The sequence below is a fragment of the Brachybacterium sp. J144 genome, from assembly GCF_036321705.1.
Classification (GTDB): domain Bacteria; phylum Actinomycetota; class Actinomycetes; order Actinomycetales; family Dermabacteraceae; genus Brachybacterium.
The window spans coordinates 21,465-46,083 of the sequence record NZ_JAZDCG010000008.1; the positions used below are offsets into that span (position 1 = coordinate 21,465).

The window sequence follows — 24,619 nt, forward strand, 5'->3', positions numbered from 1 at the left end:
GAAAAGGAAGAGGGGGTTTCGGGTGTGGGGGGGTCTCTGGGAGGTGCGTCTGTCGCTCCCCCCGCCCGCCCCTACACCATCACCCGCCGGAGCAGGGCGCGCGCCGCGCGGCCGTAGGGAGGCTGGACGAGTCGGAGGGTGTCGGGCCGGAGCGGCTTGCGGGCCACGGGCTTGAGGTGGCTGAACGCCTCGAAGCCGGCGCGGCCGTGGTACGCCCCCATACCGGACTCCCCCACGCCGCCGAATGGCAGGTCGGGGCTCGAGATGTGGGCGAGGACGACGTTCACCGCGAGGGAGCCGGAGCTGGTGCCCTCGACGAACATCTCCTCCACCTCGGTGGAGCCGGTGAAGACGTACGCGGTCAGGGGCTTGTCCCCGGCCGCGATGCGGGCGACGGCCTCGGCCGGGCCGTCGACGGCGAGCAGCGGCAGCACGGGACCGAAGATCTCCTCCTGCATGACGGGGTCGGACCAGTCGGCGCCCGCGAGGATCGTCGGCGGCAGGAACCGGCTCCCCCGGTCGGCGCCCGCCGTCCCGCCGAGCACGACCTTCTCCGCGTCGATCAGGCCGAGCAGCCGGTCAAGGTGCCGCTCGTTCACGATCCGGCCGTAGTCGCGGCTGCGGGACGGGTCCTTCCCGTACAGGGCGCGAACGGCACGGGCCAGATGCGGGACGAGCGCCGTCAGGGTCTCGGGGCTGGCCATGACGTAGTCGGGGGCGATGCAGGTCTGGCCGGCGTTGGTGAACTTCCCCCACGCGATCCGGCGGGCGACGACCCGCAGGTCCACGTCGTCGTCGACGAACACGGGCGACTTCCCGCCGAGCTCGAGCAGGGTCGGCGTGAGATGCTCCGCGGCGGCGCGGGCGACGACCCGGCCCACGCGCCCGTTGCCGGTGTACATGATCAGGTCCCAGCGCTGCTCGAGCAGGAGCGTGGTCTCCGGGACCCCACCCTCGACGACCCGCACCCAGGCGGGATCGAGATGCTCGCGCACCAGACGGGCGAGTGCGGCGGAGGTGTGCGGGGCGAGCTCGCTGGGCTTCATCAGCACCGTGTTCCCGGCGCCGATCGCCGCAACCAGCGGGCCGAGGGTGAGGTTCACCGGGTAGTTCCACGGCGCGATGATCAGCACCGTGCCGAGCGGCTCCGGGTGGAGGCGGCCGCCCGCGGGGGCCAGGAGGGCGCCCATCGGGAACGGGCCGGGTCGGGCCCAGGAGCGGAGATGGCGCAGCGCGTGGTCGATCTCGCTGAGGGTCGGGCCGATCTCCGTGATCAGCACCTCGGTGGCGCTCTTGCCGAGGTCCTGGGCGAGGGCGCGGGCGATCCGGCCCTCCTCTGCGCGGATCCCGCGCCGGAGCGCCTCGAGCTGTGCGAGCCGCGCCCCGAGGGATCGCGCGTGACCGAGCGCGGCGGACTCCCGCAGCGCGGCGACGTCGGCGAGGATCCGCTCGGCGACGACAGCGGGAACGGCGTCGGGCGGGGCGTCGTGATCGGCCGCAGGGCTCTGGTCGGTGTCGGGTGCGCTCATGGATTCCACGATAGGCGGACATCCTGCGCCGCCGCAGAGCCTCGCCCGCCGCGATAATGGACGACGATCACGGCGCCCGGCACCGGCGCGCGGAGGCGAGGAGTGGACCCGATGAGCATCCTGATGGCGGCCCCGATCCTGCAGAGCATGGCGCTGCTGGTCTCGGGCATCGCGAAGCTCGGCGACCGGCGCGGCACCCAGGATGCGATGGTCTCGCTGCGGCTCCCGCTGCGCCGCGTCCACCCGCTGATCGCGTCCGTGCTCCCCGGTCTCGAGATCGTGCTGGCGCTGATGCTGTGGGTGCCGCTCGTACCGCTGCAGGTGGTGCTCGGGGTGGTCTCGCTGCTGCTCATGCTCGCGTACCTGGTGATCATCGCGCGGGCTCTGACCTTCGAGGAGAAGGTGTCCTGCTCCTGCTTCGGATCGCTCAGCGCACCCACGGTCTCGAAGGCGACGCTCGCTCGGAACGTGCTGCTGAGCGCGCTCGCGGCGCTGACCCTGGTCGCGGCCGCGACCGGCACGATGTCGGAGACGCTCGTGCGCACCCCCCTGCTCTTGCTCGTCCAGGTGCTCGTGCTCGCGGGGACGATCCTGCTGACCGTCCTCGTGGTCGCGGGGACGCAGAGCGAGGACGACGAAGAAGAGGCGGCGGCCGTCGCGCGGTCGCGGTCCACGGGTCCCACCGCTCCCGCGGCTCCCGCCGATCCGTCCGGCGCCTCGGCCGTCGGACCCGATCCTGCCGGTCCCGTCCCCGCGGGGGATGCCGACGACGAGCTGCTCGACTACGAGCGCACGCCGATCCCAGCCGCGGTCCTGCAGCGGGCCGACGGCTCGCTCGTGACCCTGCGGAGGCTCACCGCGGATCGTGCGGCACTGCTGGTCTTCGTCTCCGAGGGCTGCGGGCCGTGCGAGCGGGCGCTGGACCGGATGCCCGGCTGGATCTCCGAGCTGGGCCCGTTCCTGCAGGTCATCGCCGTGGTGAAGCGGCCGATCGGGCAGCTCTTCCCCGGCACCCTGGAGCGGGTCGGCGAGCAGGTGCTGCACGACCCGGACTTCATCGCCCGCACCGCCCTCGACGCGAACGGCACCCCCAGCGCGGTCCTGCTCGGCGCCGACGGCCTGCTCGCCGGCGGCCCGGTGCGCGGCGGCGACGAGGTCATCCAGTTCGTCGAGGAGATCCTCGAGCAGATCCGGGAGGCTCAGGCGGACGGGGAGCTGGCATCCCCGTCGATCTGACGTGGGTGCGGAGACAGACGTCACCGCTGCGAGACTTCACGAGTTCTCGCAGCGGTGGATGGTGATCACGGACTGGAGCCAGCCGAAGATCGTCGCGAGCAGATTGCTGACCGCGTCCAGCGCACTGCGGACCGGGAGTGGCGACGTGAACAGTGCGTTGATCGCAGCGATGAGGAGCCTCAGGGTCTTCCCGACCGCAGGGATGCTCAGGAGAGCACGCAACGTGTCACGAGTTCCGCGACGCTCCAGTCCCGCTGCTCGTCGGCCGTCATCAGCTCGATCGCGAGGGCGCCCGCGCCGCCGAGGCGGAGGATCGGGCCGTCCGGCAGCGCGCCGAGCCATAGGTCGTGCCCGTCCCACTCGCTGACCATCGGGGGCCGTCGGAAGCGGGTCACGGGACGCTCGCCTGGACGAAGCGGCCCGCACCGCCTGCGTGGAGGTGGCCGGCGTCGGCCGGGACGAACAGCGCCCGCCCGGCGGTGAGCACGTGGCGGCCCGCGTCGGACTGGAGAAGCACCTCGCCCTCGAGGCCGAGGAGGGTGCGGGGGCCGCTGCCGGGAACGCGATGGCTCGCGCGATATGCGCTGGGCGGGTCCTCGAGCGTGGTCAGGGACAGCTCGAAGTCGTCGACCGGCGCGTAGTAGGCGACCGAGGTCGCGTTCTGCCGCTCCGGGGCGACGCGCAGGGGCGGCGCGGCAGCGACGCTGACGCACTGCAGCATCTCGTCGGCGTCGACGCGCTTCGGGGTCAGGCCCGCGCGCAGCACGTTGTCGCTCGCGGCCATGATCTCGAGCCCCACCCCGTGGAGATAGGCGTGGAGGGTGCCGGCGGGGACGAAGATCGCTTCCCCGGGGCGGAGCGTAACCGGGTTCAGCAGCAAGGCGGCGACCACGCCGGGATCGCCCGGATGGTGCTCGGCGAGCAGCGCGACGGTGCGGTCGATGCGCGGGGACGGCGAGCGGCCGGCCTCGGCGCGCGCCGCGCATGCCGCGACGACCTCCTGCACCGTGTCCGGAGCGGGCCGCATCGACGCGGAGATCAGCATGCGGAAGGCGGCGCGCATCCCGTGCGCCGTGGGCTGGCGGGTGAGCAGTCCGTGCAGGCGGTCGGTCAGGTCCGTGCCGATGCCTTCGAGGATCGTCACGGCGCGCCGCGGGGTGCGGAAGCCGCACAGCGCCGTGAAGCGGGTCAGGGCGATCAGCATCTCCGGCTTGTGGTTGTCGTCGCGGTAGTTGCGCAGCGGCGAGTCGAGCGGGAGCCCGGCGGCGGTCTCCGCGGCGTACGACTCCGCTGCATGCTCCCGATCCGGGTGGACCTGCAGCGACAGCGGCCTCTCCGGGGCGATGACCTTCAGCAGGTACGGCAGGCGGGCGCCGAAGGCGCGATGCACGCCGTCTCCGAGCAGCCGGCGCGGGTCCGCCCCGATGAGGGCGTCCAGCCCGGTGCCGGACTGCGATCCGCCGACGAGCGGGGACGGCGCGAGCGGATGCGCGCCGTACCAGGCCTCCGCCCAGGGAGTGCCGTCCCCGTCACGGCCGAGGAACTCCGGGATCGCCGTGGTGGAGCCCCAGGCGTAATGCTGGATGCGGCTATCGAGCTCCCACATGCCCGGCGGTCCTCCCCTGTGCTGTCGTGCGGTCCTGCCTCGTCCCTGCCCGTCCGGGGCGCGCCCGCCCCCTCGTGCCCCACTCAGCGCGGCATGTTGCGCAGGTTCGCGGAGGCCATGTCGAGCATCTTGCCCACGCCGCCGGCGAGCACGATCTTCGTCGACGCCGTCGCGAAGCCGCGGATTTGCTGCGGGCTGATCTTGGGCGGCATCGACAGCGCCGCCGGGTCCGTGACCACGTCGATGAGCACGGGGCCCGGGGTCGCGAGCGCCTTCTCCATCTCCTTGCGCAGCTTCTTCGGGTCGGTGATCCGCACCGACGTGATGCCGGCGCCCGCCGCGATCGCCGCGAAGTCGACGACCTCGTGGTCGGTGCCGTAGTCCGGCAGGCCCTCGACGAGCATCTCGAGCTTGACCATGCCGAGGCTCGAGTTGTTGAACACGACGATCTTCGTGTCCAGCTGGTGCAGCTTCACGGTGAGCAGCTCGCCCATCAGCATGCCGAGGCCGCCGTCGCCGCTCATCGAGATCACCTGTCGGCCGGGGAACGCCTTCGAGGCGCCGATCGCCTGCGGCAGCGCGTTCGCCATCGTGCCGTGGTGCCAGGAGCCGAACAGGCGGCGCTTCCCGTTGGGAGTGATGTACCGGGCGCCCCACACGTTGCACATGCCGGTGTCCACGGTGAACACGGCGTCCTCCGCGGCGAGGTCGTCGAGGGTCGCGGCCACGAACTCGGGGTGGATCGGCGTCATCCGCTCAACGTTCTTCGTGTACGCGGCGACGACGCCCTGCAGCGCCTTGTGGTGCGCCTTGAGCATCTTCTGCAGGAACTTCGCGTCCTTCCTTCCCTGCAGCAGCGGCAGGACGGCCTGCAGGGTGAGCGCGACGTCGCCGTGCAGCGCGAGGTCGAGCGGCACGCGGCGGCCCAGACGGGAGGCGTCCGCGTCGATCTGGACGATCCTCGCCCTCTCGTTCTGCGGGAGGAACTCGCTGTAGGGGAAGTCCGTGCCGAGCAGGATCACGAGATCCGCCTCGTGCATCGCGTCGTAGCAGGCGCCGTAGCCCAGCAGCCCGCTCATGCCGACGTCGTACGGGTTCTCGTACTGGATCCACTGCTTGCCACCGAACGCGTGCCCCACCGGCGCCTTCGTCGCCTCGGCGAGCGCGAGCACCTCCTCGCGGGCGCCCTCCACGCCGGCCCCGGCGAAGAGCATCACGGAGCGGGCCTCGTCGATCATCTCGGCGAGCCGGCCGACGGGACCCGCGGCGGGCTGCACGGCGCCCAGCTCGACGGCGAGGTCCTTCGTGAGCGGGGCATCGGCCTCCTGGTCGGCGACGTCGCCGGGGATCACGAGCACGGAGACGCCGCGCTTCGCGATCGCCGTCTGGATCGCGATGTGCAGCAGCGTCGCGCCGTGCGGGCCGGAGTTCACCATCTCGCAGAAGTGCGAGCACTCCTGGAACAGGATCTCCGGATGGGTCTCCTGGAAGAAGCCGGTGCCGATCTTCTCCGAGGGGATGTGGGAGGCGAGGGCGAGCACGGGGGCGCCGTCGCGGTGCGCGTCGAAGAGCCCCTGGATCAGGTGCGTGTTACCCGGGCCGCATGAGCCGGCGCACACGGCGAGCTTCCCGGTCAGGCGGGCCTCGGCGCCGGCGGCGAAGGCGGCGGCCTCCTCGTTGCGCACGTGCACCCACTCGATGCCCTCGGTGGTGCGGATCGCATCGACGACGGGGTTCAGCGAGTCGCCGACCACCCCGTAGATACGCTCGACGCCGAGGTCGCGCAGCTGGGTGACGAGGAGGCGGGCAAGACTGGTGCGGGCCATGGTTTCTCCTGGGATCGACGACGGAGCGGCCCGCGTCCTGCAGGCCGCGATGGGATCGAGCCTAGCCCTCCTCGCCCGGCTCCTCCGGGGTCGGGGTCTCGTTCCTCACGAATCGAACGGTCTGCACGCGGCGCTCGTCGACCTCGGTGACCTCGAGGCGGCCGCCGTCGATCTCGACCGCGTCGCCGACCTCGGGGATCCGCCCGAGGCTCGCCATGACGTAGCCGCCCACGGTCTCGTAGCCGCCGGTGTCGGGCAGGTCGATGCCCGTCGCGTCGCGGAACTCCTGCAGGATCAGCCCGCCCTCGAGGCGGCCGTCGGCGTCGAGGATCCGCTCGGGGCCGCCCGAGCCGGGCCAGCCCTCGGCGTCGAACTCGTCGTAGATCTCTCCCACGAGCTCCTCGAGCAGGTCCTCGAGGGTGACGATGCCGTCGGTGCCGCCGTACTCGTCGACGACCACCGCGATCTGCAGGGCCCCGGCGCGCATCCGGTTGATCGCGGAGAGCACCTGGACGGTGCCGGGGATGTGCTCGATGGGCCGGGCGAGGTCGGCGAGCCGGGTGGTGGCGGGGTCGTCGGCGAGCATCAGGTCGCGCACGTGCGCGAAGCCGAGCACATCGTCGACGTCCTCCCCGGTGACGGGATAGCGGGAGAAACCGGTGTCGCGGATCTGGTCCCGCACGGCGGCGACGGTGTCGCTCCCGTCGAGGAAGCGCACCTGGTGGCGGGGCCGCATGACCTCGACGACGGTCCGCTCGGACGCGTCGAAGACGTCGGCGAGCACCCGCGACTCGGCCTGGTCGAGGGCGTCGGAGTCGCGGACCATCGCCTTGATCTCCTCGGCGGAGACCGCCTCGCGGTTCGCATTCGGGTCGCCGCCGAGCAGGCGCACCACCAGGTTCGTCGACGCGGACAGCAGCCAGATCACCGGGCGCATCGCCTGCCCGAAGAGCTGCAGCGGCGGACCGACGATGCGTGTCATCGCCATCGCGTTCTGCATCGCGAGCCGCTTGGGCGCGAGCTCGCCGAGGACGAGGGATAGGTAGGCGATGACCAGGGTCATCGCGATCAGCGCGACAGTGCCCGCGGTCCCCTCGGACAGTCCGAGGTTCGTCAGCATGGGCACGAGGGAGGGGGCGATCGTGGAAGCGCCGTAGGCCGAGGAGAAGAACCCGGCGACGGTCACACCGATCTGCACGGCGGAGAGGAACTGGTTGGGGTCGCGCACCATCGCGGCGGTGCGCGCGCCGCGCTCCCCCGACTCCTCGAGCTGGTCGATCTGCGACTCCCGCAGGTTCACGATCGCCATCTCGGTGCCGGCGAAGACACCGCCGACGAGGACGAACAGCAGAACCAGCAGGATGTTCACGAGCACGGAGGGGTCCATGGGGCCACGCTAGTGCCCCGGGATGCTCCCCGCCCACCGCAGCGGCGCGCGAGCGCTCACAGGAGCGGCAGCAGCTCCTCCCACACGGCGCGGAGGATCTCGGAGCTGCCCCGGCCCTCGAGGTGCGAGGTGACCGTGAGGACCGCCTCCCGATCGGGCATGACCAGCAGGAACTGGCCGTACGCGCCGTCGGCGCGCCAGTGCCCCACGGGGGTGCTGGCCCAGACGGCGTAGCCGTAGCGGGTGTTCTCCGGCTCGGCATCCCCGGTCGCGACCCAGGTCCCCTCGGCGTGGAGCGCGTCGATCCACTCCCCGGGGACCAGCTGCCGGCCCTCCCACGCGCCGCGCTCCAGCAGCAGCCGGCCGATGCGGGCGAGCTGGAAGGGCTTGAGGTGGAGGCCCGTCGCACCCCAGGTGTGGCCGCCGCGGGCCGTGTGCCATTGCGGGTTCACGAGGCCGAGCGGCTCGAACATCCGCGGCATCAGCCAGTCGCGCAGGGTCTCCCCCGACTCGTGCTCGATGATTCGCGAGAGCAGGAAGATCGAGCCGTTGGAGTACTCCCACCGCTCCCCCGCGGGGCGGGCGAGCGGGGTGGAGAGGACCAGCGCGGTGAGGTCCGGGTGGTCCCGCTCCGGGTCCTCGAAGCCGAGCACCGGGGAGCCGGAGGTCATCGTGAGCAGGTGCCGGATGCGCACCTCCTCCCAGCCGGCGGCGGCCCCGCCCGCAGGGACGGGAAGGTGCTCGAGCACCGGATCCTCCACGTCCAGCAGCCCCTCGGCCTGCGCGATGCCGATCGCGAGGGCGGTGACGGTCTTCGAGACCGAGTAGACGTTCTCCACCGTCGGATCGGCGAAGAGATGGGCGGCGTCCTCGTGCCCGCGACGGTGCAGGTGCAGTGAGCGCACCCCGAGCTGCCGCTCGAGGATCCGCTGGCGCAGCGGCAGCAGGAGGAGGTGGTCCGGGAGGGCGGCGGCATCATCGGGGCGCATGGGGACGACCCTATGCGCGTCGGCCGACGCGCGGCACCCCTCCGGCACTGATCCGCTCCGGTCCGCTCGGGCCTCTCGAATCCGCCTCCGGAGGGAGACCGGTACCGACCAAAGTCCGGTGCGGAACTGCACGTCCGCTGGGAAGAATGCCCGGAGCGCCTCCTGCCGCGCCACCGTCGGCGCGATCGCGACCCGCTCGCCCGGCCCCCTTCCCCCGTCGGCCGACCCGCCGCCGTCCCGACCGAGAGGCACCATGAACGTCCTGCGCCGCTACGTCTTCCCCGTGATCTGGATGCTGATCCTGGGCATCATCGCCCTCGCCCTCGCGAAGATGGCCTTCTTCCCCAGCGGTCAGGAGCAGGCGGAGGACCCGCTCACCCCGAGCGCCGAGTTCGACCAGTTCGCGCTGGTCCCCGTCACGCGGGGCGACATCTCCTCGGAGCTGGTGCTCGACGCGCTGGTCCAGCCCGACCCCGGCACCGCCCTCACGGCGACCGCCGCCGGGGAGATCACCAAGATCTGGGCCGACGAGGGCGACGCCGTCTCCGAGGGCGACCGGGTGCTGCAGGTGCGGGTGCCGGTCGAGCCGGACCCGATCGAGATGCCCGTCGTGCCGTCCTCGACCGAGGACGGCGGGGAGTCCGTCGAGGAGCAGGCGGCGCCCTTCGCCTCCGGCTCGGGCGAGCAGGAGTACCGCTACGTGAACCTGCGCGCGACGGCCGACGGCGTGCTGCGCGACATGGACCTCGAGGAGTGGGACGGCCTGGAGCTGAAGCAGGAGGTCGCCACGATCTCCCCCGGCACCTACTCGATCGTCGCCGACCTTACCCCCGAGCAGCAGCTGTCCCTGCTCGACGTGGACATCGCCGCCACCGCGACCCTGTCCAGCAGCGTCGACCCGATCACCTGCGAGACCCCCGCGATCGACGAGGACTCCGAGGTCGAGGAGCCCGGCCAGCCGCAGATCGACCCGATGACCGGCGAGGAGATCCCCGCCGAGGTCTCCGCGGCCCGCCTGGAGTGCGCGGTCCCCGAGGGCACCCGCATCGTCGCCGGACTCGAGGGAGAGATCCGCGTGGACCTCGGCTCCCGCGCCGGCGTGCTGACCGTCCCCACCACCGCCGTCCAGGGCGAGGCGGAGGCCGGCACCGTGTACGTCCTCGACGAGGCGACCGGCGAGCCGACGCCGGTCACCGTCGGCCTCGGCCTGCGCGGAGACGGGATCGTGGAAGTGACCGAGGGCCTCGAGGAGGGCCAGGAGATCCTCCAGTTCGTGCCCGGCGTCGACGCCCCCGAGGACGAAATGGTGGAGATGTGGTGACCGCTCCCCTGCTCGAGCTGCGCGATCTTCGCCGCTCGGTCCGCCTGCCCGGCGGCGAGGACCTCCACATCCTGCGCGGCATCGACCTGGTCGTCGAGGAGGGCGACCATATCGCGGTCGTCGGCCGCTCCGGCTCCGGCAAGTCGACCCTGCTGAACCTGCTGGGCCTGATCGACCGCCAGACCGGCGGCGAGCTGCTCTTCGACGGCCAGGACGTGGCCCGCATGGGCGAGCGCCGCCGGGCCCGCCGCCGCGGGGAGTCGATCGGCTTCGTTTTCCAGCAGTTCAACCTGCTGGACCGGCGCACCGCGCTGGAGAACGTGATGATGCCCCTCATGTACGGCTCCGCCGGCCAGTTCTGGCGGCGCGAGAAGCTGGCCCTGGAGATGCTGGACCGGGTCGGCCTCGCCGACCGCGCCGACCAGGTCCCCTCCCGCCTCTCCGGCGGCGAGCAGCAGCGGGTCGCCGTGGCGCGCGCCCTCGTGCGTCGGCCGCGACTGATCCTCGCCGACGAGCCGACGGGAGCCCTCGACGTGACCACCGGCGAGGCCGTCATGGCGCTGCTCGACGAGATCGCCCGCGAGTCCCGCGCAGCGCTCGTCACCATCACCCACGATCTGCAGGTCGCGGCCCTCTCCCGCCGCGCCTATCTGCTCGACGAGGGCCGGCTGCACGCGGTCGAAGCCCCCGGCACGCGCGAGGCCCTCGGCGGCACCGCCGGGATCCGCGCCGGCCGCGCGGATGTCGGCACGGCCGACGCGCTGGCCGCCGTCGGCGCGGTCGCCCCCGTCGGCCCCGGCGCGCCCGTCGGCCCCGGCGCCTCCGCCGGATCGCGGCGCGGGGCCGTCGCCACCGCCTCCCCCACCACCCCGGACCTCCAGGAGGACGACGCATGACCGGGTTCATCGCCTCGATCGTCGAGGCCCTCGGCGAGCTGCGCGTGAACAAGGGCCGCATCCTGCTGTCCCTGATCGGGGTGGCCTTCTCCGTGTTCGCGCTGACCGCGGTGCTCGGCGCCGGCGGCATGCTCTCGAGCGCCCTCGAGCAGTCCTTCGAGCGCACCGGCGGCCGGGACAAGATCCTCACCGTGTACCCCAGCGGGGGCGGGCAGGTCACCGGCTCCGAGCAGGACGAGCTGGTCCTCGAGCAGGTGGACCGCCTCGGCATCGACCAGCGCTCCCGGAAGGCGTACGCCTCCACCCGCGTGCAGACGCCGCAGGGGGTGCGGAACGCGGAGGTGACCGGTGTGGACCCCGCCTACGCCGGCATGTACCGGATGCAGCCGGAGGAGGGCCGCTGGATCGCGGACTCCGACCGCTCCCGCCTCGCCCCGGCTCTCGTGGTGAACCAGCCGATGTACGAAGCGCTCGGCCGTCCCGCCCTCGGCTCGGAGCCGGTCACGCTCTACGGCGAGAGCGGTACGCAGGGCTCGGAGCAGGCGGTGATCATCGGCGTGCTCCCGGCCGACGAAATGACCGACTACGGCCTGATGGCCTACATGGCGGTCGACGCGATGGACACCCTGCCCGGTATGACCGAGGAGTCCGTGCGCACCTCCGAGTACGTGCTGTGGGTGCCGCCCGAGCAGTCCGACGAGATCATGGATCGCCTCGTCACCGCCCTGCGGGACACTCCCGCGGGCAGCTTCGACGTGTTCCCCTCCTCGTTCTCCGTCGACGACATCGGCTTCGGGGTGCTGCGCAATGCGATCGTCGTGGTCGCTCTGCTGGTGCTGCTGCTCGGCGGCATGGGCCTGGTGAACATCTCCCTGGTCACGGTCCGCTATAGGGTGCGGGAGATCGGGATCCGCCGCTCCTACGGCGCGACCGGCGGGCGGATCTTCTTCGGGGTGCTCATGGAGTCGGTGGTCGCGACGGTGGTCGCCGGCGCGGTCGGCGTGGCCGGGGCGGTGGCACTCGTCAAGGCGCCGTTCGTGACCTCCGCCTTCGAGGACCTGGGCCTCGTGGACGTGCCGCCCTTCCCGATCTCGGCCGTGCTCGCGGGCCTCATCGCCGCGACCGCCGTGGGCGTGCTCGCCGGTGCCCTCCCCGCACTCATCGCGACCCGCATCAAGGTGATCGACGCGATCCGGACGTGACGGGGCGGGGTCAGACGGCGACTGGCGCGGGCGCCTCGACGCCCGCCGGGCGGGTAGTCGGGATGAACGGCGAGCTGCCCTCGAGTCGGCCGAGACGCACCAGCAGCACCGCCGTGACCAGCACGAGCGCGATCGCCGCGGCGACCCCGCCGGCGAGCGCGGCCGACGAATCGGCGGGGGCGAGCGCCGCCCCGGAGGTGCCGGGCGCCGAGACGCCCGCGACCAGGGCCGCGGCTCCGGCTCCCGCGCCGGTGCCCGCGGCGAGGGCGGAGACCAGCAGCGACGCGACGGTCAGCACGGTGGTGAGGGCGATCGGCAGCTCGAGACCGCCGCTGCGCCACGCGAGCACCGCCGCGCAGAGGGCGAGGGTCAGGGCCGGGATCAGCACGGGGGCGCTCAGCTCGCGGCCGATCAGCGTCACAGCCGCGGCGGCGAGGATCCCCGCGAGCGGGCTGCGGATCCAGGTGCCCGCGGCCTGCAGGACGATCCCGCGCAGCGCGAGCTCGAGCCCCGCGGCCTGCAGCGGCGCGAGGACCAGCACGACCACGGCGAGGACGAGCAGGGTCGCGACAGAGGCGCCGGACCCGTCGGCGGCGGCGGACCCCATGACGGACCCGTCGGCCGGGCCGACCAGCGCGCCCGCGACGGCGGCCGCGGCCACCACGAGCACCGCCCCGCCGGCCACCCACGGGCCGAGCGCGCGCAGCATCCCGCGGCGCCAGCGGGCCTCGACGGACCAGACCGTGCCGAGCGGCCGCCAGCCGCCCACGCGCACGCCGACCATGCCGGCGGGCAGCCACAGCGCACCCATGGCGAGGGCCAGGCCGACGTCGAGCGGGCTGGCCGGATCACCGCTGGTCACCCCCAGGGCGACGTTGACGCCGGGCAGCACCGCGAGCAGCAGCACCGTCCCGACCAGCAGGGCCGAGGCTCCGATGACGTACACCAGCAGCGTCGCGAGCACGGTCAGCAGCGGCCGCGGCACCGTCGACCAGGAGGGTCGCAGACGCGTCATCAGGGGGTACGGGGTGGCGTCCTCGACCGGACGCGGAGCGGGGTTCTCTCGCATGGCGGATCCACTCTAGGCGGTCGGGCTGGGGCGGCCCGCCCTCGCAGATCGACGTGCCGGCCGCGGGCCGAACCCGTCGGCCGCACGCCCTGCCCGGCCGCGCCGACGATCGCCCGGCCCGGCCGCGCCGCCGTGCGGACGTCGGCCGGGCGGTCGATCCGTCGGCCGTGCGCGCTCCCTACTCTTGCCGCATGACCTCCCCGGCCCTCCCCCACCCCGAGGCGCCGCCCGTGCGCAGCGTGCGGCAGTGGCTGATCGCCCTCGCCCAGACCGTCGTCTGCGTGGTGCTGGGCGTGCTGATCTGGCTGGTCGCGCTCGGTCTGCTGCTCGACGAGTTCCGGTACCGCCCGCCCGTCGAGCTGGTGACCCTCTCGAGCGTCGACGCCGTGCTGGGGGCGACCGTGTCGCTCGCGATCGGGCCGCTCCGCTTCCTGCGTCCGGGACGGCTCGACGTGGCCGTGCACCTGGTCATCGCGGCCGTCGCCGGTCTGAGCGTGTGGGCGGTGCCCGCCGGGGTGATCGCCCTGTACCGGGTGGGGCTGCGCCGCCGCCTGCCCCTCGACGTCGCGGGGATCGGGCTGACCGTCGCCGTGACCTGCCTCGCCCTGTTCGTCGACGTGCAGATCCGGCGCGCGCCCGTGGACCTGTCCGTCGGCGCAACCGCCGTGGTGATGCTGGTCGGCGCGACGGTGCCGGTGCTGATCGGCCACATCATCGCCACCCGTCGGGAACTGGTCGCGACGCTGCGGGAGAAGGCCGAGGTCGCCGAGCGCGAGCGGCAGGCGGCCGAGCGCGCGCGAGTCATCGCCCAGCGCGAGCGGCGGACCGCCGAGCGCGAGGCCGCCGCCCTGCTGCGCGAACGGGAGGCGGACACCGCACGGGTCCGGGCCGAGGAGCGCGCGGCCCTCGCCCGCGACGTCCACGACTCGATCTCCCACCATCTGGCGATGATCGCGATGCACGCCGGCGCCCTCACCTACCGCGAGGACATGCCGCCCGCGGAGATACGGCGGGTCGCGGGGATCGTCCGCGACGGCGCCCAGGAGGCGAACCGCGAGCTCCGCGGCGTGCTGCGCTCCCTCCGCACCAGCGCCGGCGACGCCCCGCTCGCGACCGTCCCCACCCTCACCGAGCTGGTCGAGGACCGCCGGGCGGGCGGGCAGGACGTGCGCCTGGACTGGGAGGACCTCACCCCCGAGGAACTCGCCACGAGGGATCGAGCGACCGTCGTCGCGCTCGCCCGGATACTCGCCGAGGCCACCGCGAACGCCGCCAAGCACTCCCCCGGCACGCCACTGCGGGTGCGGCTGTCCCGGGAGGATGACCGCCTCGTGCTGCGCGCCCGCAACCCCCTCGTCGCGGACGACCCGCGCGAGGTCACCTCCACCGGGCACGGCCTCGTGGGTGTGCAGGAGCGGGCGAGGCTCCTCGGCGGCGACGCCCGGCGCGTGCGCACCGCGGACTCCTTCGAGCTGGAAGCATGGGTGCCATGGTGAGCGACATGAGCGGGAGCACGCCGCAGGACGCCCGGGTGCGGGTGCTGATCGTCGACGACGAGGCGCTCATGCGCGCCGGTCTGCGGCTGATGATCGACGGCGCCCACGGCATCGAGGTGATTGGCGAGGCGGCCGACGGTGAGACGGGCCTCTCGCAGATCCGCGCGCTCGACCCCGATGTGGTGCTCCTGGACATCCGCATGCCGCGCATGACCGGGCTCGAGGCCCTCGCCGAGCTGACCGCGCAGGCCCTGCCGGCCCGGGTCGTCATGCTCACCGCCTTCGACACCGACGAGTTCCTGCTCGCCGCGCTGCGCGGCGGCGCGATGAGCTTCCTGCTCAAGGACTCCCCGCCGCAGGAGGTGGTGCAGGCGGTGCTGGATGCCGCGCAGGCCAGGCCGCGGTTCTCGCCCGAGGTGCTGACGCGCCTGGTGCGGCTCGCGGCCGACGGGACGCCGACGACGAGCGCGGGTCCGGTCCCTGCGAACGGGGCGGGTGCCGCGGCCGACGGCGCGTCCGCCGGGACGACGGGGGCCGCTCCCGAAGGCGTGACCGAGCGCGAGTGGGAGGTGGGGCGGCTCGTCGCCCAGGGCCTCTCCAACCAGGAGGTCGGGGATCGGCTGTTCATGAGCGTCGCGACGGTGAAGACCCACCTGGGGCGGCTCTACCACAAGCTGCAGGTCACGAACCGGGTGCAGCTCGCGATCAGGGTGCTCGAGCTGGGCGGCTGAGTCCTGCGGGTCAGCGCAGCAGCAACAGACCCACCAGGGTCAGCAGCATCGCCGCGCCGAAGGGGATCGCGATCCAGCGGGGGATCCGCTTGCTCCGCGCCGAGACCACCGTGGCGTGCAGCCCGATGACCGCCACGAACGCCAGGATGCCGGCGAGCACGAACAACAGGATCGGCGCGATGCTCATCGTGGTCCTCCCGAGGTGCGGCTCCCGCCCATGACCTGCCACCCTTCCTCTGCACTGCTCTGACCAGGGGATCCTATCGGGCACGCCTCCTCTCCGTCCGCACCGTCCCGAGCAGCTCCGGGCCGGTGCGAAAACCTCGTGCCGGCGGCGCGCCACGGGGCTAGGGTCGCGGCCATGTCCCCCGCTCAGCAGCCCGATGCCGACGGTCCGGCAGGCCCGACACGCCCGACCGGCGCTCCCGACCTCGCCGCCCTCGACGCCGTCGGCCCCACCACCTCCCACCACGAGGCGGAGCGGCTGCTGCGCGAGGCCGGCTGGGCGCCGTGCGGTTCCGGCGACTGGGCGATCGCCCTCGCCTCCCCGGACGGTGCCCTCGCCGCCCGGATCAGCCCCTTCGACCCCGTCGGCCCGTACACCGCACGGCTCTACGCCGAGGCGGCCCCGACCGGCGCGGTGCCCCGGCTCGAGCGGCATCTCCGCCTCTCCGGCGGAGCGGACCTGCAGGTCATGGAGCTGCTGCAGCCGGTCGGCGCGGAGGAGGCGTCCGCCTTCCTGGAGCGGGTGCACCGCGGTGACGGCGACCTCGCCGCGCTGGCCGCGATCGTGCGCACGGTGCACGCGGCGGCTCGCGCCGAGCTGGCCTGGTGCGGTCCGCTCGACACCAACCCGAGCAACGTGATGCGCGGGTCCGACGGGCGTCTCGTGCTGATCGACCCGTTCTACGCCGACGGGCCCGCCCTCTACGGCATGGCGCACGAGGACCCGGACCGCTTCGTCACGACCCTCCCGCCGGAGCAGCGCCGCCACCTCACCGAGATCCCCCTCGCGGAGTCCGGGCCCTGGCCGGAGGCGGAGCGGGAGGCGCTGCGGACCCGGCTCGCCGCGGCGGACCGGGCGCGTCCGGCGGAGGCCCTGCTCGCGGAGGCGGCGTCGGCCGACGTGGACGGCTGGGGCTTCGACTGGCTCGTCGACCGCGCGACCGAGGAGCGACCGCCGTGGGCCTTCCACCGCCTGCTCGCGGCCGCGGTCGCCGAGGCCCACGTGGCCGTCGACCTCGACACCGGCGGCGGCGAGGTGCTCGGCGGATGCCCGCGCCTGGCCCGCGAGCAGCACGTCACCGAGTCCTGGCCGCCGAACGCGGAGCTGGCGCGCAGTCGGCTCGGACCGCGCGGCGCCCACGTGCACGAGACCGCGTTCGGCGCCCCGATCCCCCTGCCCGACGGGGCGGCGGACCTCGTCACCTCGCGCCATCCCATCGACCCGGCCTGGGGCGAGATCGCCCGCGTCCTCGCGCCCGGCGGGGAGTACCTGGCCCAGCACGTCGGGCCCGGCTCGGCCTTCGCGCTGATCGAGGAGTTCTCCGGGCCGACGACCCCCGAGCAGCGCCGCGGCCGCCACCCCGAGGACGAGGCCGCCGCCGCGGAGGCGGCGGGCCTGGAGGTCCTCGAGCTGCGCGAGGCACGGCTGCGGATGGAGTACTCCGACATCGAGGCGATCGCCTGGATCCTGCGCAAGTGCCCCTGGTGGGTGCCGGGGTTCACGGTCGAGGGCCACCGCGGGACGCTCCTCGCGCTGGATCGGCGGATCCGGGCCGAGGGGCCGTTCGTCGCCCACTCCACGCGTCACCTGATCCGCGCCCGGAAGCGCTGATCAGGAGGCCAGACCGCCGCCCTCGGGTCAGGCCTTCCGGCCCGTGCCGAGGGTGGACTCGCCGGGGGCGAGGGCGCCGACGACGCGGTGCGGGACGTACGGGGCCTCGAGGGCGGCCATCTCCTCGGCGGTGAGCTCGAGGTCGAGGGCGCCGAGCGCCGCGTCGAGGTGCCCGGTGCGGGTTGCGCCGATGATCGGGGAGACCACGGGCGACTTCTGCAGCAGCCAGGCCAGCGCCACGTGCACCCGCTCCACGCCGCGGGCCTCCGCGATGCGGGCGACCTCCTCGACGATCGCCCGGTCGGTCTGCTCGGTCGAGTCGTACTTCGACTTCGCCGTCTGATCGGTGCGGGCGCGCTCGGTGTCCGCGTCCCAGTCGCGGGTCAGGCGGCCGGCGGCGAGCGGGCTGTACGGGGTCGAGGCGACGCCGAGCGCGCGCAGCATCGGCATCATCTCCCGCTCCTCCTCGCGGTAGAGGAGGTTGTAGTGGTTCTGCATCGAGACGAACCTCGTCCAGCCATGCGTCTCGGCGACGTGCTGGGCCTGCAGGAACTGCCACGCGAACATGGCGGAGGCGCCGAGGTGGCGGACCTTGCCCGCACGGACCAGGTCGTCGAGGGCCTGCATCGTCTCCTCGATCGGGACCGAGTAGTCCCAGCGGTGGATGATGTAGAGGTCGATGTAGTCGGTGCCGAGCCGGCGCAGGCTCGCCTCCGCCTCGGCGAGGATCGACTTGCGGGAGAGGCCGCCGCCGTTGGGGCCCTCGTGCATCGTCCCGTGGACCTTGGTGGCGAGCACGATCTCGTCACGGTTCGCGTAGTCGACGAGCGCCCTGCCGACGATCTCCTCGCTGCGGCCGATCGAGTAGACGTTGGCCGTGTCGAAGAAGTTGATGCCCGCATCGAGCGCGTGCTTCATGACCGGGCGGGCGTCGTCCTCCTCGAGGACCCACTTGTGCACCCAGCGCTCGGGGTTGCCGAAGCCCATGGTGCCCAGGCACAGGCGGGAGACGTCGAGCCCCGTGTTCCCCAGCTTCACGTAGTCCATCTGCTGCTCCTCCGGTGGTGCGTGCGCGGACGTCCGTCGTCCGCTCGGCACCATCTTGCGCGGGACCGGCCGACGGAGGGAGGCACTGTCGGGGCACGGCTCGGGCGGCAAGGCGCCGCCGCAGGTCGGCGCGGCGGAGTCAGCGGCACTTGCGGAAGGTCTCGCCTCCCGGCATGCCGTAGCGCTTCCCGGTGTATCCGCCGTCGTCGTCGTACGGGATCTCGGGACCGTAGGGGGTGCATCCGCCCGACGAGGACTTCTTCTCCTCGTCCTTCGCGGGCTTCTCCTTCTTCTTCGCCTTGGTCGAGTCCTTCTTCGTGGAGCTCTCCGTCGACTCCTTCGTCGTCTCCCCGTTCTTCGACGACGCCTTCCCGGTGCCGCTGGAGCTCGTGGTGCTCGAGGAGCCCGACGAGGAGCTGCCCGCCTCCCGCTCGTCCGCGCGTCGCGACTCCTCCTCGCGCTCCGCCTCGAGCCGCTCCGCCTCCAGACGCTCCGCCTCCTGGCGCTCCTCCTCGAGGCGGATCTGCTCGTCGTCGTAGGCGGTCTTGAGCGTCGTCAGATCGGTGTGGGCCGACGTCGCGTCTCGCTGGGCGTCGTCCGCCTCCTCGCGGAGCCCGCGCAGGTAGTCCTCCTGCGACGGCCGGGAGAGCACGTCGTTCCCGAGCATCACAGCACCTCCCGCCGCCAGACCGGCCACGAGATCGTCGGCGTCCCCGACCACGATCGCCGCCTCGGCGACCGCGAGGGCAGGATCGCCCACGACCTCGGCGGGCAGCTGCGCCACGGCGGTCTGCACGCTCTCGAGCTGCGCCGCGACCGTGCAGGAGATCGAGGCCGCGTAGAGGCCGCGACCCTCATCCTGCGCCTCGGCAGAGGCCTCCTCGACGTCGGCGAGGAAGCGGTCGTTGGGCTCGAAGAGCACGGGCACCCCGAGCCTGGCCGCGGCGATCTCGGCGTTGACCAGGGACTCCGATTCGGACACTCCCGCGAGGGTGCGGCCGTAGCGGTCCGTGCGCTCCTCGTCGTACTCGAGGTGGATCTCGGTCCCCTCGGGAAGCCGCTCCTCGAGGAAGGCGGTGGCCACGGGGCCGAGGCATTGCACGGGCAGGTCGGGGTGCTTCGTCTCCGGGGTGTCGATGTTGAGGAGGCGGATCGTGGTCTCCTCCCCGTCGACGAGCGCGATCAGCGTGTCCCCGTCGACCACCAGGACCACCTCGCCGCGCGAGTCGTTGCCCCCGAACACCGCGCCGTAGGCCGCGGCGCCGAGGTACAGGGTGCCGAGAACGGCCAGCAGCCGCGTCACCCACCTGCGCGCTCTCCGCGTCGTCGTCGCTGCGCCGCCCTGCCCTGCCGAGGTCCTCTGCCCCGCCTCTCCCCGAATCCTGCGTCGTCAGCAGCAGGATCGCTCAGGGAGCGGACATCCGGCCTACGAATGCCGGATGGCGCGGCGCGCATCACGTCTGCAGACCTCCGGTGGCGCCGAACAGATTTCGGATCGCCCGTCGCGACGTCTGCATCGCGCAGGAGCCCAGGTCCTGCGACCATGGAGGTCGTCTCGCCGAAGGAGTCCTGATGTGCGTCGCACCTGATCACGCCGCCGAGCTCGGGCGCGTCCGGATGATGTTCTCCCTGCTGTCCACGCCGAAGCTGCGTCGAGGGCTCGGGCGGCGCCTGGCTGGACGTGTCGACGAGGGGGTCCATGCCCCGGAGGATCCCTCGGTGAGCGGTCCCCTCTCCCGACTCGACTGGCTGGGGCCGGAGGGCGATGTCGACCTGGACGCGCTGCGCCGCATCACGAACTCGCTCGCGCTCATGCGCTCGGACCGTGCGATTCTCGAGGTCCCCCGCGTGGACGGCATCCCCGTCAGGACTGAGGAGTCCCGCGAGGTCAGCGGTCGCATCGCCCGCCTGGTGTTCGAGCGGATCGGCCCTGAGCGGCAGCTGTCGGAGCCCGAGCTGAACGCGGCGATCGCCATGTTCGCCGCGGACGTCGCGCTGGTTCGCCGCGACGCGGTCGACGCCGGGGTGCTCGAGAGATCAGCCGACGGTGCCGTGTACCGCCTGGTCGGCTGAGTCTCACCCTGCACGCGCCGGGTCTTCGCGCGACGGGGACCCCCGTCCCGCCGGAGTCAGCGGCCGCCGAACAGCCTGGCCAGGCGCACGATCGTCTGGCCGAGGATCATCACCCCTGCGATCAGGAAGATCCAGCTGACCCGCTCGCCCTGCACCAGGTTCATCACGACGAACCCGCCGATGACCAGGAGCGGGATGAAGGATGTGAGGAGGGAGCGTCCCAGCTTCGTGGGGTCCGGCCCGTGCCCCCTCGTCGACGACTGCCCGAAGGCCGGGGCGAACCCTGCGGCGTCCAGGGGTCGACCGCGCTCGTCGGTGACGCCGCCCGGGGCGCCGGGATCATCGCGCTGGGAGCCGAACTGGGGGCCGTCGTAGCGGGGCACCTCCGCCATGTCCGACGACGCCGCGACGTCCGAGGACCCCGCGGCGCCCCGCGCCGTGGGCCCGAAGTCGCTCGAGAAGCCGTCGGCCGCCCCGGAGAAGGCGTCCGGTCGATCGTCGGCGCTCCCCGCATCGCGGCCGTCGGCACCCTCCCCGAGACCACCGCCGCGCCCTGCCGACCGATCCCGGCCGCCCAGCCACGACGGATCGCCGCCGGGCTCGTTGCTGTGCTGTCCCCCCATGATGCTCATCGCCCCACCGTACCGAGTGCCCGCCCGCGCCGCGCTCGATCCCCGCGCACGATTCGGGCGCGCTACGGTCGAGGGATGCTCCATCTCGACGACGCCCAGGTCCGCGCGCTCCTCCCCGCCCCGGCCAAGCAGGTCGCGTTGATGCGCGAGACGCTGCTCGCCCTCGCTGACGGCTCCGCCTCGGTGACCCCGAAGTCGCAGGTTGTCCACGAGGAGGGCGGCTTCGCGAATGCCATGCCCGCGGCGTGGCCTGAGCGCGGACTGCTGGGGATCAAGTGGGTGACGGTCACGCCGTCGAACCGCGAGCGGGGCCGGGAGATGATCGGCGGGCTGATGGTGCTCTCCGCGGCCGACGGGTCGACGCGCGCCACGATGGATGCGGCCGAGCTCACCGCCCAGCGCACCGCCGCCGTGACCGGGGCGAGCCTCGCGCTCGACGACCGTCCCGTCGTCTTCCTCGGCACGGGCGTGCAGGCCCGCTCCCATGCTTGTGTGCTCGAGGCCCTGGGCCGCGGCCCGCTGACCGTGTGGGGCCGACGCCCCGAGGCGCTCGAGGAGCTGACCGCCTGGTGCGCCGAGCACACCCCCGGCCTCTCGCTGCGCACGACGACCGACCGCGCCGCAGCACTCGACGGCGCGGGAGTGGTGGTCAGCGGTCTGCCGATCGGTCTCACCGGTCAGGCCCTCCGCCCCGGCGAGGTCGCCGCCGACGCCACGCTGCTGCCGATCGACTACGCCTCCGTGGCGGGCGCCGAGATCTCCCGCACCGGGACCGTGGTGGCCGACGACCCCGAGCAGTTCGAGGCGCTCCGCCCCCTCAAGCACGGTGCGGACTACCCCGCCGCGACCGGCGCGACCGGGGACCTGCTGCGCGAGGGCCGGCCGGAGGGTCTGGTCGTGGTGCAGAACCTCGGCTCGGGGCTGGGGGACCTGGTCCTCGCCGACGCCGTCGCCCGCGCCGCCGGGGCCTGAGAAGGGGCGGGGCCCGCACGGCGCCGCCCCGCGCTCCGCGGCAGCCGGCCCCCTCCGGCGACCGACCCCGCCCAGAACTGCTGCAGACCTGGGGGTATGACCGCCCCATTCCCCCAGGTCTGCAGCGGTTCTCCGGCTGCAGGGCGGGGCGGGCGCGGACGCGGAGACGGCAGCCACCGCCCCTCAGGCCGCGCGGACCTGCGCGGCGCGGAGGAGGTCCAGCTCCTCGCGCGTGCTCCACCCGCTGAACAGGGCCGCTCCCGGCTCGAGGTCGCGCCCCGCGGCGAGGGGGCCGAGGGGGACGGGGTCGTAGCCGAGGCGGTGCAGCAGGGAGCCGACGAGCTCCGCGGCGCCGTGATCGTCCGCGGCGAGGGCGATCGCCCGACGCACCGGGTCACCCGATGCCCGGCCCTGCTCCTCGACGTCGTGATAGCCGATGTGGTTGAGCGTCTTCACGACGGTCGCGCCCGGCAGGCGCGCGGCGATCAGCTCGCTCGTGGACAGCTCGCCCGCGTGGTCGCCGAGGGCGGTGCGGGCCGCGGCGACCGCGGCGGCGTCGGCCTCGCCCCAGGGGTTCGTGACATCGACCAGCACGGTCCCGGCGAGCGCTGCCGGATCGAGGGTGAGGGCGACGTGCAGCGGCACCGTGAGCATCACCATGTCGCTGGTCGCGGCCAGATCGCGGAGGCCGACGGGGCGGGCGCCGGGCAGCTGCGCGGCGAGGGCGGGGGCTCCGGCCCGACCGTGCACGGCGACCTCGAGCCCGGCGCGCATCGCGGTGCGCGCGAGGGCGCGGCCGATCTTGCCGGGGCCGAGCACGCCCAGGCGGAGGGGACGCAGGGGTCGGGCTGGGGCGCGGTGGGCGTCCTCGACATGGAGGGCGAGTCGATCAGCCACGGGAACCGACCCCGGAAGGGCCACAGCGGGCGAGACCGACGCCGACGTGGCCGCCGTCGGCGCGATGGCACGTCGCCGAGCCGCCGCGAGCATCTCCCCGGCGAGCGCGTCGTTGCGGCGGTGGCACGGGGCGTTGGTGCGGGGCCGGGCGAAGGCGCCGATGGGCAGCTCGGAGGTCCAGGGGCCGACGGCCCACAGCCCCTCCCGCGGCGTGCCGTCCGGGGCGAGGACGCGATGGTCCGCGTCGACGTCGAGGGTCCCGGGCGAGGTGGTCGACTCCCGACCCACGGCTCCCCCGCCGGCGGCCACCAGGTCGCGCAGCAGCGGGTTGGTGGATTCGACGAGGGTCGGCGCGGGCAGGAAGGCGTCGAGCAGGGTGTCGGCCGTGACCTGCGTCCCGCCGGCGCCGCGCGCCGTGAAGCGACCGAGGCTCTCGTCGGCCGTGACCCGGAGTCCGGGACCGAGGAAGCGGACCACCCCCGCCCGTTCGAGGGCGAGCAGCTGGTGGAGGCGGTGCGGCGGCGGACCGGAGTCGACGAAGCTGAACAGCGAGTGCCACCAGCGGGGGTAGTCGCCGGCTGCCCCGCCGCGGAGGCGCTCGGCGGGCAGCAGGTCCACGAGGGTGCCGTGCATCCGCAGCAGCAGCTGGAAGAGTGTCCGCGCCGAGGTCACGTCACCGCGAGTGCGGGCGCGCAGGTCCTGCTCGATGTGGCGGACCACGGCGTCGCGGGTGACCTGCTCCGGGGCGTCGCCGACGAGCCAGGCCAGCGGCTCGTCGAGCCAGGCCAGCGGCGCCTCCCCGGCCGACGGGGCGGGAGCCCCCGGCACCTGCTCGGCGATCTCCGCGGCGATCAGCGGGAGGACGTCCGTGCGGAAGTCGAGGAGTCCGTCGGCCGCTTCGCGTGCTCGCAGCGCCTCGGCGGTGAGGTGCACGAACGGCGCGAGCCCGGTGGGTGCCCCTTCGTCGCGGACCTTGGAGTGGTAGGGCACGCCGCGGCGTGAGCCGACCCAGAGCCGCGGCTCCTTCCCGGAGGGGAGGTAGTGGAGGCGATCGGGGTCGGCGCCGGTCGCGGCGGGCTCGAAGCGGCCACCGCGACCCTCGGTGAGCAGGGCCAGCAGGTCCACGAAGGCGAGGCCCATGCCGCGCACGATCACGTCCTGACCGGCGCCGAGCTGAGCGAGCGGGGCATCGGACGCCTGGGAGGGTCCCAGATAGACGGCACCGTGACGACGGGCGAAAGCGGCGAGCTCGTGCCGGTCCGCGGACGGGCGGGCGTCGGTGTGCCCGGCGGCGAGGAGGACCAGGTCCGCCTCGAGCCGGTCGCGGTCCTCGAGCTCGACGAGCCAGCCGCGGTCGGTGCGCGGCGCGAGGCCGGTCGCGGTGGTGCGGTGCACGGCGACCTCGACCGTCTGCGGGAGCGCGGCGAGGACCTGCCCGGCGAACCACTCGAGGTAGAGCGCCTGCACCCGGCGGGAGGCGAAGTCAGTGGGCCGGAGGGCGCGGATCTCGGCGAGGCGCGCCGTGCCCGCGGTCGGCGGGGCGATGTCGCCCCGGCGGATCCCCTCGGCCCACTCGGCGAGCGAGGGTCCGGCGACGACGGGTCCGTCCATCTCGACGGTCTCGTCGGTGAAGATCGACACATCGGCGGCGCGTGAGTTCATGAGCAGCAGCGGGCTCTCCGCGGCGCGCCAGATCCGGCCGGAGCCGGGGAGGTGCGGGTCGAGGATGTCCACCCGCAGGGGGCCGGTGGCCTGGGGATCCTCATGCGCGAGCCGCGCGGCGAGGCGCTCGAGCACGCCGAGGGCGCGCGGTCCGCCGCCGACGATCACGAGGCGCGGGGCGTGCGCGGTGCGCTGCGGTGTCATCGAGGGT

General features: G+C 73.6%; 21 protein-coding genes. 9 read left to right on the forward strand and 12 right to left on the reverse strand.

Annotated elements, in window-relative coordinates:
- Positions 1-71: 71 nt before the first annotated feature.
- Positions 72-1,529, reverse strand: coding sequence for an aldehyde dehydrogenase family protein (locus tag V1260_RS04840; RefSeq protein WP_329745669.1), 1,458 nt, complete (start codon positions 1,527-1,529; stop codon positions 72-74).
- Positions 1,530-1,640: 111 nt separating this feature from the next.
- Here V1260_RS04840 and V1260_RS04845 point away from each other — a divergent pair, with 111 nt between their 5' ends.
- Complete coding sequence (locus tag V1260_RS04845) at positions 1,641-2,765, forward strand: TlpA family protein disulfide reductase (RefSeq protein WP_329745670.1); 1,125 nt, start codon at positions 1,641-1,643, stop codon at positions 2,763-2,765.
- Positions 2,766-2,971: 206 nt separating this feature from the next.
- On the opposite strand, the gene V1260_RS04850 is transcribed toward V1260_RS04845, so the two are convergent.
- The 5 genes from V1260_RS04850 to V1260_RS04870 all read right to left on the reverse strand — a co-directional run bounded on the left by V1260_RS04850 (position 2,972) and on the right by V1260_RS04870 (position 8,573).
- Positions 2,972-3,160 carry a hypothetical protein gene (locus tag V1260_RS04850; protein WP_329745671.1) on the reverse strand — a complete coding sequence of 63 codons (189 nt, stop codon included), beginning with the start codon at positions 3,158-3,160 and terminating at the stop codon, positions 2,972-2,974.
- Complete coding sequence (gene manA / locus V1260_RS04855) at positions 3,157-4,371, reverse strand: mannose-6-phosphate isomerase, class I (RefSeq protein ID WP_329745672.1); 1,215 nt, start codon at positions 4,369-4,371, stop codon at positions 3,157-3,159. Before manA ends, V1260_RS04850 begins: the two co-directional genes overlap by 4 nt.
- 83 nt (positions 4,372-4,454) lie before the next feature.
- A complete protein-coding gene (locus V1260_RS04860; protein ID WP_329745673.1) occupies positions 4,455-6,197 on the reverse strand; it encodes a pyruvate dehydrogenase in 1,743 nt (580 codons plus the stop codon).
- A gap of 61 nt (positions 6,198-6,258) precedes the next feature.
- On the reverse strand, positions 6,259-7,584 hold the full coding sequence (locus V1260_RS04865; protein ID WP_329745674.1) for a hemolysin family protein: 1,326 nt from the start codon (positions 7,582-7,584) through the stop codon (positions 6,259-6,261).
- A gap of 56 nt (positions 7,585-7,640) precedes the next feature.
- Entirely contained in the window at positions 7,641-8,573 is a 933-nt protein-coding gene (locus tag V1260_RS04870; RefSeq protein ID WP_329745675.1) for a serine hydrolase domain-containing protein, read from the reverse strand.
- 253 nt (positions 8,574-8,826) lie between these two features.
- On the opposite strand from V1260_RS04870, the gene V1260_RS04875 reads away from it, so the two are divergent.
- Genes V1260_RS04875 through V1260_RS04885 form a run of 3 tightly spaced genes read left to right on the forward strand, consistent with a single transcriptional unit; the run spans position 8,827 to position 11,992 of the window.
- A complete protein-coding gene (locus V1260_RS04875; protein WP_329745676.1) occupies positions 8,827-9,894 on the forward strand; it encodes an efflux RND transporter periplasmic adaptor subunit in 1,068 nt (355 codons plus the stop codon).
- Positions 9,891-10,790 carry an ABC transporter ATP-binding protein gene (locus tag V1260_RS04880; protein WP_329745677.1) on the forward strand — a complete coding sequence of 300 codons (900 nt, stop codon included), beginning with the start codon at positions 9,891-9,893 and terminating at the stop codon, positions 10,788-10,790. Before V1260_RS04875 ends, V1260_RS04880 begins: the two co-directional genes overlap by 4 nt.
- Positions 10,787-11,992, forward strand: coding sequence for an ABC transporter permease (locus V1260_RS04885; protein ID WP_329745678.1), 1,206 nt, complete (start codon positions 10,787-10,789; stop codon positions 11,990-11,992). The genes V1260_RS04880 and V1260_RS04885 overlap by 4 nt, the downstream gene beginning before the upstream one ends.
- 10 nt (positions 11,993-12,002) lie before the next feature.
- Here the strand turns inward: V1260_RS04885 and V1260_RS04890 are convergent, their stop codons facing one another.
- Positions 12,003-13,061 carry a CAAX protease gene (locus tag V1260_RS04890; RefSeq protein WP_329745679.1) on the reverse strand — a complete coding sequence of 353 codons (1,059 nt, stop codon included), beginning with the start codon at positions 13,059-13,061 and terminating at the stop codon, positions 12,003-12,005.
- 191 nt (positions 13,062-13,252) lie between these two features.
- On the opposite strand from V1260_RS04890, the gene V1260_RS04895 reads away from it, so the two are divergent.
- Both V1260_RS04895 and V1260_RS04900 read left to right on the forward strand, forming a co-directional pair.
- On the forward strand, positions 13,253-14,557 hold the full coding sequence (locus tag V1260_RS04895) for a sensor histidine kinase (protein ID WP_329745680.1): 1,305 nt from the start codon (positions 13,253-13,255) through the stop codon (positions 14,555-14,557).
- Between the two features lie 5 nt (positions 14,558-14,562).
- The gene (locus tag V1260_RS04900) at positions 14,563-15,288 is read left to right on the forward strand and encodes a response regulator transcription factor (protein WP_329745681.1); all 726 of its coding nucleotides are present in this window, start codon (positions 14,563-14,565) and stop codon (positions 15,286-15,288) included.
- 10 nt (positions 15,289-15,298) lie between these two features.
- Here V1260_RS04900 and V1260_RS04905 read toward each other — a convergent pair whose 3' ends face one another.
- Entirely contained in the window at positions 15,299-15,475 is a 177-nt protein-coding gene (locus V1260_RS04905; protein WP_329745682.1) for a hypothetical protein, read from the reverse strand.
- A gap of 174 nt (positions 15,476-15,649) precedes the next feature.
- On the opposite strand from V1260_RS04905, the gene V1260_RS04910 reads away from it, so the two are divergent.
- On the forward strand, positions 15,650-17,125 hold the full coding sequence (locus V1260_RS04910; RefSeq protein ID WP_329745683.1) for a methyltransferase domain-containing protein: 1,476 nt from the start codon (positions 15,650-15,652) through the stop codon (positions 17,123-17,125).
- 27 nt (positions 17,126-17,152) lie between these two features.
- Here V1260_RS04910 and V1260_RS04915 read toward each other — a convergent pair whose 3' ends face one another.
- Both V1260_RS04915 and V1260_RS04920 read right to left on the reverse strand, forming a co-directional pair.
- Positions 17,153-18,172 carry an aldo/keto reductase gene (locus tag V1260_RS04915; protein ID WP_329745684.1) on the reverse strand — a complete coding sequence of 340 codons (1,020 nt, stop codon included), beginning with the start codon at positions 18,170-18,172 and terminating at the stop codon, positions 17,153-17,155.
- 139 nt (positions 18,173-18,311) lie between these two features.
- Positions 18,312-19,475, reverse strand: coding sequence for a thermonuclease family protein (locus V1260_RS04920; protein ID WP_329745685.1), 1,164 nt, complete (start codon positions 19,473-19,475; stop codon positions 18,312-18,314).
- A 269-nt stretch (positions 19,476-19,744) separates the two neighbouring features.
- Between V1260_RS04920 and V1260_RS04925 the strand changes: the two genes are divergently transcribed.
- Complete coding sequence (locus V1260_RS04925; protein WP_329745686.1) at positions 19,745-20,245, forward strand: DUF2087 domain-containing protein; 501 nt, start codon at positions 19,745-19,747, stop codon at positions 20,243-20,245.
- 56 nt (positions 20,246-20,301) lie between these two features.
- Here the strand turns inward: V1260_RS04925 and V1260_RS04930 are convergent, their stop codons facing one another.
- Positions 20,302-20,877 (reverse strand): hypothetical protein, encoded by a 576-nt coding sequence (locus V1260_RS04930; RefSeq protein WP_329745687.1) that lies wholly within the window; start codon positions 20,875-20,877, stop codon positions 20,302-20,304.
- 75 nt (positions 20,878-20,952) lie between these two features.
- On the opposite strand from V1260_RS04930, the gene V1260_RS04935 reads away from it, so the two are divergent.
- The gene (locus tag V1260_RS04935; RefSeq protein WP_329745688.1) at positions 20,953-21,849 is read left to right on the forward strand and encodes an ornithine cyclodeaminase; all 897 of its coding nucleotides are present in this window, start codon (positions 20,953-20,955) and stop codon (positions 21,847-21,849) included.
- 183 nt (positions 21,850-22,032) lie between these two features.
- Here V1260_RS04935 and V1260_RS04940 read toward each other — a convergent pair whose 3' ends face one another.
- On the reverse strand, positions 22,033-24,612 hold the full coding sequence (locus V1260_RS04940) for an FAD/NAD(P)-binding protein (protein ID WP_329745689.1): 2,580 nt from the start codon (positions 24,610-24,612) through the stop codon (positions 22,033-22,035).
- Positions 24,613-24,619: the final 7 nt, after the last annotated feature.